This window comes from Paracoccus sp. (in: a-proteobacteria) (genome assembly GCF_046462195.1).
Taxonomy (GTDB): domain Bacteria; phylum Pseudomonadota; class Alphaproteobacteria; order Rhodobacterales; family Rhodobacteraceae; genus Paracoccus.
Genome location: NZ_JBKGUN010000042.1, coordinates 1 through 10,927 on the forward strand (window position 1 = coordinate 1; position 10,927 = coordinate 10,927).

General features: G+C 64.5%; 12 protein-coding genes, 1 tRNA gene and 1 riboswitch. Of the genes, 7 read left to right on the forward strand and 6 right to left on the reverse strand.

Features of this window, described 5'->3' with window-relative positions; genetic code table 11:
• The 4 genes from ACLHHB_RS02965 to ACLHHB_RS02980 form a co-directional block, all read right to left on the reverse strand.
• Positions 1-59: transfer RNA gene (locus ACLHHB_RS02965), tRNA-Arg, on the reverse strand.
• A 68-nt stretch (positions 60-127) separates the two neighbouring features.
• On the reverse strand, positions 128-874 hold the full coding sequence (gene tpiA, locus ACLHHB_RS02970) for a triose-phosphate isomerase (protein ID WP_410216794.1): 747 nt from the start codon (positions 872-874) through the stop codon (positions 128-130).
• 75 nt (positions 875-949) lie between these two features.
• Positions 950-1,321: a HesB/IscA family protein gene (locus ACLHHB_RS02975; protein WP_410216795.1), complete on the reverse strand. Its 372-nt coding sequence runs from the start codon at positions 1,319-1,321 to the stop codon at positions 950-952.
• Positions 1,322-1,397: 76 nt separating this feature from the next.
• Entirely contained in the window at positions 1,398-1,754 is a 357-nt protein-coding gene (locus ACLHHB_RS02980; protein ID WP_410216796.1) for an SUF system Fe-S cluster assembly protein, read from the reverse strand.
• Positions 1,755-1,881: 127 nt separating this feature from the next.
• Between ACLHHB_RS02980 and tgt the strand changes: the two genes are divergently transcribed.
• The 5 genes from tgt (at position 1,882) to fba (ending at position 6,842) form a co-directional block, all read left to right on the forward strand.
• Positions 1,882-3,012, forward strand: coding sequence for a tRNA guanosine(34) transglycosylase Tgt (tgt, locus tag ACLHHB_RS02985; protein ID WP_410216797.1), 1,131 nt, complete (start codon positions 1,882-1,884; stop codon positions 3,010-3,012).
• 67 nt (positions 3,013-3,079) lie between these two features.
• Positions 3,080-3,209, forward strand: a riboswitch (FMN riboswitch).
• A gap of 74 nt (positions 3,210-3,283) precedes the next feature.
• On the forward strand, positions 3,284-3,754 hold the full coding sequence (locus ACLHHB_RS02990; RefSeq protein ID WP_410216798.1) for a 6,7-dimethyl-8-ribityllumazine synthase: 471 nt from the start codon (positions 3,284-3,286) through the stop codon (positions 3,752-3,754).
• A 240-nt stretch (positions 3,755-3,994) separates the two neighbouring features.
• Positions 3,995-4,759, forward strand: a complete 765-nt coding sequence (locus ACLHHB_RS02995) for a DeoR/GlpR family DNA-binding transcription regulator (RefSeq protein WP_410216799.1) — start codon at positions 3,995-3,997, stop codon at positions 4,757-4,759.
• Positions 4,760-4,822: 63 nt separating this feature from the next.
• Positions 4,823-5,800, forward strand: coding sequence for a class 1 fructose-1,6-bisphosphatase (locus ACLHHB_RS03000; protein WP_410216800.1), 978 nt, complete (start codon positions 4,823-4,825; stop codon positions 5,798-5,800).
• A 4-nt stretch (positions 5,801-5,804) separates the two neighbouring features.
• Complete coding sequence (gene fba, locus ACLHHB_RS03005; protein WP_410216801.1) at positions 5,805-6,842, forward strand: class II fructose-bisphosphate aldolase; 1,038 nt, start codon at positions 5,805-5,807, stop codon at positions 6,840-6,842.
• 58 nt (positions 6,843-6,900) lie between these two features.
• Here fba and ACLHHB_RS03010 read toward each other — a convergent pair whose 3' ends face one another.
• On the reverse strand, positions 6,901-7,641 hold the full coding sequence (locus ACLHHB_RS03010; protein WP_410216802.1) for a hypothetical protein: 741 nt from the start codon (positions 7,639-7,641) through the stop codon (positions 6,901-6,903).
• A 169-nt stretch (positions 7,642-7,810) separates the two neighbouring features.
• On the opposite strand from ACLHHB_RS03010, the gene ACLHHB_RS03015 reads away from it, so the two are divergent.
• Both ACLHHB_RS03015 and ACLHHB_RS03020 read left to right on the forward strand, forming a co-directional pair.
• The gene (locus ACLHHB_RS03015) at positions 7,811-8,179 is read left to right on the forward strand and encodes a DUF983 domain-containing protein (RefSeq protein WP_410216803.1); all 369 of its coding nucleotides are present in this window, start codon (positions 7,811-7,813) and stop codon (positions 8,177-8,179) included.
• A gap of 101 nt (positions 8,180-8,280) precedes the next feature.
• Positions 8,281-8,577: a PRC-barrel domain containing protein gene (locus ACLHHB_RS03020; protein ID WP_410216804.1), complete on the forward strand. Its 297-nt coding sequence runs from the start codon at positions 8,281-8,283 to the stop codon at positions 8,575-8,577.
• Positions 8,578-8,631: 54 nt separating this feature from the next.
• On the opposite strand, the gene ACLHHB_RS03025 is transcribed toward ACLHHB_RS03020, so the two are convergent.
• Positions 8,632-10,927: efflux RND transporter permease subunit (locus tag ACLHHB_RS03025; protein ID WP_410216805.1), on the reverse strand; the 2,296-nt coding region annotated here is incomplete at its 5' end.

The following is a 10,927-nucleotide window of genomic DNA, read 5'->3' on the forward strand; positions in this document are numbered from 1 at the left end:
GACAGGATTCGAACCTGTGACCTCTGCCTTCGGAGGGCAGCGCTCTATCCAGCTGAGCTACGGGTGCCGCGTTGTCTGATTACCTTCCGGATCAGCGCGGTGCAATGGTGAAATTCGGAAACAAGCGTCAGGCAGCGTTCAGCGCCTTGATGATTGGCACGAAGTCCGCGGCTTTCAGGCTGGCGCCTCCGACCAAGGCGCCGTTCACATGGGGGATGGCGAAGATTTCGGCAGCATTGGAGGGTTTCACGCTGCCGCCGTAAAGCAGGGTAATGTCTGCTCCGTCGGCAAGGTGCTGGCAAAGCGAGTTGCGCAGCAACGCATGAACCTCTGCAATCTGTTCGGTGGTGGGGGTGCGTCCCGTGCCGATGGCCCAGACAGGCTCATAGGCAATGACCGTGTTGGCCGCATTGGCTCCTTCGGGCAGGGAACCAGACAACTGGGTGGAGATCAGTTGCAGCGTGTGCCCCGCATCGCGCTGTTCTTCGGTTTCGCCAAGGCAGATAACGGCCACAAGGCCGGCCGCATGGGCCGCGGCGGCTTTTTTCGCCACCTGCGCGTCCGTTTCGCCATGATCGGCGCGCCGCTCGGAATGACCAAGGATGACATGCGTGGCCCCCAGATCGGCAATCTGCATGGCCGAGATGTCACCCGTATGCGCCCCCGAAGCGGCGGCATGACAATCCTGCGCACCGACATGAACCCGCTTTTCTTCAAGTCGGGACAGCATCGGATGGATCAGGAGAGCCGGAGGGCAGAGCAGAACCTGACAATCCTCTGGACCCGCCTCGGCCGCGATCGCCTCGACCTCGGCCAGGGCGGCCAGATCGCCGTTCATCTTCCAGTTTCCAGCAGCAAGCTTGCGGGGTGCCATCTGTTCCTCCTTGTTTGACCAAGGGCTTAGACAGCGCAACAGGGGCGGGCAACACCGATAGCGTTAGCAGGCCGCTTATTCTTGTGCGCGGCTGCCCTCGAGCGGTTCGAAACGGACCGATTCGCCGCAGCCGCAGGCATCGGTTACGTTCGGGTTGCGGAAACGGAAGCCCGACTCGAGCAGGCCATTCTCGTAATCGATCTCGGTACCGAACAGGAACATCTGTGCCATGGGCGCGATGATGACGCGGGCGCCGTCCAGTTCGACCACCGCCTCGTTGGCCGAAGGCGTGTCTGCCAGTTCCATCGTGTACTCCATCCCCGCGCAGCCGCCCTTCTTCAGCCCGATCCGCAGGCCATAGGCGTTCTTCCCCGACATCAGGCGCGAAATCTGCGCCGCAGCGGCAGGAGTGATGGAGACGGGGGCTGTACCGGGCATGGCAAACATCGGGCGGTTCCTTTTGCGATCCTGTCAAGATAGTCACCGGCACCCCCCTGCTTCAAGGCAGGGGAGTCCCGGCATCTTACATGAAGCCCAGTTCCAGGCGCGCCTCGTCCGACATCATGTCCATCCCCCATTGCGGCTGGAACGTCATCTCGACATCGACCTGCTTGACCCCCGGCAGGGGCTCGACGGCATCGGCCACCCAGCCCGGCATCTCTCCGGCCACGGGGCAGCCGGGGGCGGTCAGGGTCATCACCACCCGAACCTCGTTCGCGTCGTTGATGTCGATCGTGTAGATCAGGCCCAGGTCATAGATGTTGACCGGGATCTCGGGGTCGTAAACCGTCTTGCACGCCTCGACGACCGCTTCGTAAAGCGGGTGGTCGGTGCTCGAGGGCGCGATCAGCGGAGCGCCTTCCATCAGGGGTTCGGTCATCGCATCATCCTTCAATTCCGACTGATTATATAGGAGAGCACAGGCCCCGGGTCCAGTGCCCTGCGCATTGCACCGGGCAGCGACTGCCGTTACAAGCATGCGTTTTCCAAGCGGCAGGCATGACACGATGACAGCCCAGTTCTCCTTCGCCCTCCAGGCAACCGATGGTGCGGCGCGCACCGGCGTCATCGATACGCCGCGCGGGTCCATCCGCACGCCCGCCTTCATGCCGGTCGGCACTGCCGCAACCGTCAAGGCGATGCTGCCCGAAAGCGTGCGCGCGACCGGTGCGGACATCCTGCTGGGCAACACCTATCACCTGATGCTGCGCCCCGGGGCCGAGCGGGTGGCGCGCCTGGGCGGATTGCACAAGTTCATGAACTGGGACCGCCCCATCCTGACGGATTCGGGCGGATTCCAGGTCATGAGCCTGGCAGGGCTGCGCAAGCTGACCGAGGAGGGCGTGACCTTTTCCAGCCATATCGATGGCTCGAAGCACCATCTGACCCCCGAATACAGCATGGAGATCCAGCGCCTTCTGGGCAGCGACATCGTCATGGCCTTCGACGAATGCCCGGCGCTGCCGGCCACTGACGAGGCCGTGGCCCAGTCGATGCGGCTGTCGATGCGATGGGCGCAGCGGTCGCGCGACGCCTTTGGCGACCGGCCGGGGCATGCGCTTTTCGGCATCATGCAGGGCGGTGTCACACGCGAATTGCGCGAAGAATCGGCCCAGGCGCTGAAGGCCATCGGCTTTGACGGCTATGCGGTGGGCGGTCTGGCGGTGGGCGAGGGGCAGGAGGCCATGTTCGGCGTTCTCGACTATGCCCCCGGCTTCCTGCCGGACGACAAGCCGCGTTACCTGATGGGGGTCGGCAAGCCCGACGACATCGTGGGCGCGGTGCAGCGCGGCATCGACATGATGGACTGCGTTCTGCCGTCGCGGTCGGGGCGGACGGGACAGGCCTGGACGCCGCGCGGTCAGGTCAACATCAAGAACGCGCGGCACCAGGACGACCCGCGGCCCTTGGACGAACACTGTTCCTGCCCGGCCTGTACCGGCTATTCCCGTGCCTATCTGCACCATGTCTTCCGTTCGGGCGAGATGATCTCGGGGATGCTGCTGACCTGGCACAACCTGCACTATTACCAGCAGTTGATGGCCGGGCTGCGTTCGGCGATCGCCGAACGGCGGCTGGAAGCCTTTGTGGCGGAGTTTCATGCCAAGCGTGCCGAAGGCGACATAGAGCCGATCTGACAGGTCGCATTTCACACGTATTTGGCCGCATCACGCTTGGCGTCGGCTGCGGCAGCGGCTAATCTGGGCATGTTCTCAGGGCGGGGCGCAATTCCCCACCGGCGGTGACAGCCCGCGAGCGCTCCTTTCCGAAGGGGGTCAGCAGATCCGGTGAAATTCCGGGGCCGACGGTATAGTCCGGATGAAAGAGAACCGTGTTCGGTCCCACCCAAGGGCCGGATGTGGTGCATGCCTTGGGACCTGACGCCACTTAACGGAAGGTTCCTGAAAGATGACCCAATCCCCCCGTATCGCCTTCATCAAGGCCCGCTGGCATTCCGACATCGTGGATCGCGCGCATGACGGTTTCCTGTCCGAGGCTGCCCGCCTGATGCCGGGCGTCCGCGTCGATGCGTTTGACGTTCCCGGCGCCTTCGAGATGCCGCTGCTGGCCAAGAAGCTGGCGCAGACCGGCAAATTCGACGCCGTCGTGGCGGCCGCGCTCGTGGTCGACGGCGGCATCTATCGCCACGACTTCGTTGCTCAGGCGGTTGTGTCCGGCCTGATGCAGGCGGGGCTGGAGACGGGCGTGCCCTGTTTCTCGGTGTCGCTAACGCCCCACAATTATCAGGAAACCGAACTGCTCACGGCCTTCTACCGCGAGCATTTCGTCAAGAAGGGCGCCGAGGCGGCCAATGCCGTCGCGCAGATGATGGCGGTCGAGGCGCAACTGGCCTCGCTGGATCAGGCAGAGGCCGCCTGAGGGTCTTGCGGAACCCATGACAAACAGCGGTCCGCTTTGAGGACGGGTCGGGCAATGCCCGGCCCGAACGCTGCCGCTTGACTTTGCCACGGGTTCTGAACGGTCCGCCATTGCTATGCGATGGCCACAGGATGGGCTGCGTTGCCCAGTTCACATAAAACAGTCACAAAGTCACAATATGGATGTTGCGGCTTCTGTTCCTTGTGTTACAAGCCACCCGCAGATTGACGGGGGTATCGGGTGAGGCGCGAGGAACGCAGGCAGGCGATCATGGACCTGCTGGTCGCGACGCGCGGCGTTGATCTGGATGATCTTGCGGCACGGTTCGACGTGTCAAAGATGACCATCCACCGCGACTTGGACGAACTGGAACAGGCAGGGCTGTTGCGCAAGGTGCGTGGCGGCGCGACGATCCAGGCCGACACGCAGTTCGAAAGCGATTTCCGCATCCGCGCCCTGCAGGACGGCGAGGCCAAGGCCCGCATGGCCCAGGCGGCGCTGACCCTGGTTCAGCCTGGCATGACGGTCATGGTCAATGACGGTTCCATGGCGGCGCTGCTGGGCGCGCGGCTGACGCAGCATGCGCCGCTGACGGTGATCACCAACAACGCAGCCGTGATCGACGCGCTGAAGGATGCGCCGCGCATGACGCTGATTGCCTTGGGCGGGATCTACAGCGCCAAGCTGAACGGCTTCTTTGGCATGGTCACCGAAAATGCCCTGACCCGGCTGCGCGCGGATCTGGCCTTCATCTCGGCGCCGGCGGTGTCTGGAACCCAGGCGTTTCACACCGACGACAATGCGGTGCGTGCCAAGCGCGCCATGATGCAGGCGGCGGAACGACGCGTACTGATGGTCAACCATCAGCGCTTTGGACAACTGGCCCTGCATGCCTTGGCGGATCTGGGCGATTTTGACGCCATCATCACCGACGCGGCCCCCGCCAGCGCGCATCGCGCGGCGCTGGACCGGGCCGGTATCGCACTGACAATAGCAGGGGACTGAATGCATGGATCGCATCACGGGGCCGCATCAGCCGCACGTATCCGTTCAGCGGATCCGCACGCAATGATGCTGCGGCTCCCAGGTGATGGCGCAGCCCGGGGCGCGCTTTTGACCGAGGTCCTGGAGGGTCCGGGCGTGCCTGGCATCGTGCATGCCATTGCCGAAGCACTGCCGCCCCTGGCGGCGCGACTGGCGGCCGGACGGCTGCATGGCGACCCCGAAGAGATCGTGGGCGTGAACGACAGCGGCGACAAGCAAAAGGCGCTGGATCTTGCGGCCCATGACCACATGATGGCCGTGCTGCAGCGCGCGGGCGTCCGTCAGGTTCTGTCCGAAGAGGCCGAGGCGGTGATCCTGCTGAACAAGGGCGGTGCCTTTGACGTGGCGATCGATCCGATCGACGGCTCGGGCAGCATCGGCATCGGGGCGCCTCTGGGCATGCTGTTCAGCATCCTTCCCGCGGGCGAGGGAGGCTTTCTGCGTTCGGGACGATCAATCGTCGCGGCTGGTTATGCATCCTTCGGTCACTCGGTCGATTTCGGCTGGTCCACGGGGCAGGGGGTGCATGTCGCCACCCATGACGCGGCGGCAGGCTTTCGCGTCGCCGCCCGGAACCTGCGACTGAAGTCCGCCGCCTCGACCATCGCCTATAACGCCTCGAACGAGCGGCACTGGGTCCCCGGCCTGCAGGACTGGGCGCGCGACCTGAGGGCTGGGCGCGACGGGCCGCGCGGGCGCGACTTCAACATGCGCTGGCTGGCCGCCGCCGTGGGGGAACTGCACCGCATCCTGCTGAAGGGCGGCGTTTTTCTTTATCCCGCGGATGCACGGCCCGGTTATGGCGAAGGCCGGTTGCGGCTGATCTATGAATGCGCCCCGATCGCCTTTCTGATGGAACAGGCGGGCGGACAGGCGACGGACGGACGGATGCCGATCCTGGATCGCGTCCCCACGGGGCTGCACCAGATGACGCCCCTGATTTTCGGCGCAACCGGCGAGGTTGAGGCCATCCATTTCTATCTTTCTGCCAATAAAGGATAATTTCATGGCGATGATCACCCTGCGTCAGCTGCTGGACCATGCTGCCGAAAATGGCTATGCGGTTCCGGCCTTCAACATCAACAACATGGAGCAGGGCCTGTCGGTCATGCAGGCCGCGCAGGCAACCCGTTCGCCGGTGATCCTGCAGGCCAGCCGCGGTGCGCGCAGCTATGCCAATGACCTGGTGCTGGCGGGGTTGATCTCGGGCCTGTCACGGGCCTTTCCCGATATCCCGCTGTGCATGCATCTGGACCACGGCAACGGGCTGGAAACCTGCGCCACCGCGATCCAGAACGGCTTTACCAGCGTCATGATGGACGGCAGCCTCAAGGCCGACGGCAAGACGCCGGCGGACTATGCCTATAACGCCGACATCACCCGCCGCGTGACCGAGATGGCGCATGCCTGCGGTGTGTCGGTCGAGGGTGAACTGGGCGTCCTGGGCAGCCTGGAAACCGGCATGGGCGACCAGGAGGACGGTCACGGTGCAACCGAAAAGCTGTCCGAGGAGCAGCTGCTGACCGATCCGGCCGAGGCCGAGCAATTCGTGCGTGACACCGGCGTAGACGCGCTGGCGATTGCGATGGGCACCAGCCACGGCGCCTACAAGTTCACCCGGAAGCCCGACGGCGCGATCCTGGCCATGCATGTGATCGAGGAAATCCACCGCCGCCTGCCCAACACGCATCTGGTCATGCACGGCTCCAGCTCGGTTCCCGAGGATCTGCAGCAGATCATCAACAACTATGGCGGCGACATCCGTCCCACCTGGGGTGTCCCGGTCGAGGAAATCCAGCGTGGCATCCGTTCGGGCGTGCGCAAGGTGAACATCGACACCGACAACCGCCTGGCCATGACCGGTGCGATCCGCAAGGCCTTTGCCGAAGACCCGGCTGAATTCGATCCGCGCAAGTACCTCAAGCCCGCGATGGCGGCGATGGCTGAGGTCTGCAAGGCTCGCTTCGAAGCCTTCGGCACCGCGGGACAGGCCGACAAGATCAAGCCGAAGACGCTGGCCGAGATGGCCCGGACCTACGCCTGAAGTCATGAAAAAGCCGCCGCAGCCCCAAGGCTGCGGCGGCGCCGTTTCGTCTGCCGGATCAGAGGATGCTGCGGTCGTCCACGATCAGCTGGATGATGCCGTCGCCACCGTCGTGGATGCCGATCACATCGTCGGTGCTGTGGTTCTCGGCCTCCAGCGCCTGCATCACGCGGTCATTCTGCGACAACTGTTCGCGCATCTGGGCCACCGTCTCGCCCCCGGCTTCCAGCGCCTGGTCCAAGCTTTCCCGTTGCGCACTGCCGGCGTCCTGCATCTCGCTCAGCAGCATGACCTCGATCCGGGTGTCCTCGCCAATGCCCGCAATCTGTTCCTGCATGGATGTGCCTGACTGCAGCCCCGAAATCACGCTGCCATAGTTCGCGGCCTGTCCTGAACCTGGGGTCGCACCCTGGCCCGTGCCTTGGCTGGCGTTGTTCTGGCCGGCATTGTTGTCGCCGTTGTTCAGGGCGCCGCCGCCTGCGACAGAACCGGCCGCGCCTGCGCTGCCGCCCACATCGGTGGTCGCATTTCCCGAAGCCTCGGTGCTGGCTGCAGCACCCGTGCCGCTCATGTCCGACGGGGCAGAGCCTGCGCCACCGGCGGTTCCCGTGGCCGAGGTGGTGCTTTCGCTGCCGGTGGCGGTATCGCTTTCGGAGCCGGTATTGGCATCGAGCGTGCTGCCCGAGGCTCCGCCGGCAGGGGGCGGCGTGATCGTTGTCGTGCTGTCCTGCGCCAGGGCGGGCAAGGCAAGACAGGCCGCCATCAGGGCCGCGCAGCTGGTTTGCATCAGGTGCTTCATGAAGCATCTCCTCCGGTGTTTCGGTGTCTTCCCAAGGGAAGGGCTCCTATCAACGGGGGGGCATGGTGAGATGTTCCAACACACCCTGACCCAAGGGATCGGCAAAGATCGGATCAAATGCGCGTTCTGCGGGTTGCTTCATGCAGAACAAGCGAAAAAGGACCGGGTGATGGGCTTTGAAGGGCGCGACAGCAAGGCCGCGATCGTGAACGGGATGGCCAACCGGTGCCCGCGCTGCGGAAAGGGGCGCGTCTTCATTGGCTATTTGGGAATTGTCCGGGAATGCAGCAAATGCGGCGAACCCTTGGGACAATATCCGGCCGCGGACGGGCCCGCTTTTTTCACCATCACGATCATCATGCTGCTGCTGATACCGATGATCGGCTTTGGCTGGACATGGTTCCGGTCCGACCCGCTGACCTTGTTGATCGTGCTGGGCATCCTGACGACCTTGCTGACGCTGGTCTTGCTGCGTTTCGTCAAAGGTGCTTTCATCGGTTATCTCTGGGCTCAGGGGGAACGCGATCGCGGCGCCTGAGAATTGCGCGCGGGACCTCGAGACACGCTCCTCCACGCGCCGCATGGAACGGTGGGACGGGTCCTGCGTTGAGTGTCGTCAAGAACGATAGGAGCGTTTCGATGGACCATTCCAACCATCCGCGACTGGACGACACTGAATACACCGAAGCCGTTCTGGACGGTGCCACGGTTTATGGCCCTGACAACCAGACGATCGGCACCGTGTCGCACACACACGGTTCCGGACTGAATGCCGAAGTCGTCATCGATGTGGGCGGCTTCCTTGGGATTGGCGCAAAGCCAGTCATGGTGCCGGCCCATCAGCTGGACTTCATGCGGGACGAGTCGGGCACCGTTCACGCCGTGACGACCTGGACCAAGGATGACCTGAAATCCATGCCCCGCCACGAGCACTGAGATTCACGCAGTCCGTTGACAAGCGCCCGCCCCGAAAAGGGCGGGCGCTTTGCGTTATTCGGCAGGTTCGGCCACCGTTTTCGCGGGGGTTTGGGGTGCCCGCCGCAGGCGTTCGACCAGAACATAGATCACAGGCGTCAGCAGCAGGGTCAGCACGAAGGCCAAGCTGAGCCCGCCCACGATGACTGCGCCGATTGCGCGGCGGCTTTCCGCCCCCGCACCACTGGCGCGAGCGAGAGGGACCGCGCCCAGCACGGTCGCGATGGTCGTCATCATCACGGGGCGCAGGCGCGTCACCGCCCCTTCGCGTGCGGCCGTCACCAGATCGCGTCCTTCTTCCCGAAGCTGATTGGCGAATTCGACGATCAGGATGCCGTTCTTGGCCATGATCCCGATCAGCAGGATCATCCCGACCTGGGAAAAGATGTTGACCGACGCACCGGTCAGCCACAGGGTTGCCACGGCACCGGCAAGGCCCAGTGGAACGGTCAGCATGATCGTCAAGGGCGTGCGGAAGCTTTCGAACTGGGCGGCGAGAACCAGGAACACGATCAGCAACGCCATCGCAAAGACTGTCGCGACGCCACCGGCACTGTCCTGGTAATCCGCGGCCTGCCCACGCCAGGCCAGCAGCGCTCCGGCGGGAAGTTCGGCGGCCGCAGCCTCGACCGCCGCCATGGCGGTGGCCAGATCGGTCCCCTCCAGCAGATCGGCCTCCATCTGGACCGAAACAAGGCGGTCATAGCGGTTGATCGAGGGCACCGTCGCGCCTGTCGTGATGGCGGCAAAGGCTGCAAGGGGGATCAGGTCGCCGCGCTGGTTGCGCAGCATGACCGACAGCATGTCCTGAACCGAGTCCCGGTCTTCGGGCGTGGCCTGCAGGATGACCGGATACTGTCGGCCATCGCTGCTGTATTCCCCAACGGTGCGCGACGCGAAAAGCACCTGCAGGGTCTGGGCGACGGTTTGGGAATCAAGCCCGAGGTCCTGCGCCCTTGCCCGGTCGATGCGGAGCGAGGCGCCCGGCTGGTTTGCGGCGTGATCGACATCGACTGTGCCCAGACCGGGCGTGCCTGACAAGGCAGTGGCCAGATCCTCGGCCCAGGCCGCGGCGCGGTCCAGGTCGGGGCCACCCAGCATCCAGTTAATGCTGCCGCTGTTGCCGCCGATGCCTAGGCCCCCTGACGGCCGGAGCGAGCCCTGAACCTCGGTAATGGCGGAAACCCTCGGCCGCAGTTCGGCCATCACCTCATCCACGCTGATGTCGCGCTGGTCCCAGGGGACCAGGTTCACCAGCAGCATGGCCCGTCGCTGCTGCCCCCACATGCCGACGATCGACGTGACATTCTCGACCAGCCCGTCGTCGCGCAGCGGCTGGATCAGCGCCTCGACCCGGCGTGCGGCCGCATCGGTATAGGCCAGGTTCGACCCTTGAGGGGCGGTCAGCATGATGCGGAACCCGCCCCGATCCTCGTCAGGCGTCAACTGCCGCGGCAGGGCCTGATACACCGAGACCGCCCCGGCCACCAGAAAGGCCGTTCCTGCCAGAATGGCCACCGGACGCGCGATCATGCGCGCCAGCAGCATGTCATAGCCCCGTTCCAGCCAGGAAATGACGCGGTTCACGCTGCGTGTCATCAGGTTCGGCCGATCCTCGCGCGGCAGGACGCGCGCAGCCAGAACAGGAGACAGGGTCAGCGCGACAAATCCCGACACCGCGACGGCAACGGCCATCACGATCCCGAATTCGGCGAACAGTTGACCCAGCTCGCCCTCCATGAAGCTGACGGGCAGGAACACGGCGACCAGAACCGCCGTCGTGGCGATCACGGCGAAACTGACTTGGCCCGCGCCGCGCCGCGCGGCCTCGGCGCGGCTGGCGCCCATGGCACGATGGCGCTGGATGTTCTCCAGCACCACGATGGCATCGTCCACCACGAGGCCGATGGCCAAAATCAGCGCAAACAGCGTCAGGATGTTGATCGAAAAGCCCAGCACCAGCATGACCAGTCCTGCGCCAAGGGCCGAGATCGGGATCGTCACGACCGGCACCAGCGACAGCCGGATCGAGCCCAGGAACAGGAAGATGACGGCCGTGACCAGTGCCACCGCTTCTAAGAAAACCTTGATGACCTGACTGATCGAGGACTGGATGAAAACGGCCTCGTCCGTCGTGATCCGCAGGACCATCCCGTCGGGCAGGGTGGGGCGGATGCGCTTGATCTCGTCCCGCACGGCGCGCGAGATGGCGACCGTGTTCGACTGCGCCTGCGGCTGGACGCCCAGCCCCAGGGCGATCACCCCGTTCGCGCGATAGATCGTCCGCGTTTCCTCGGGCGCTTCCTCGATC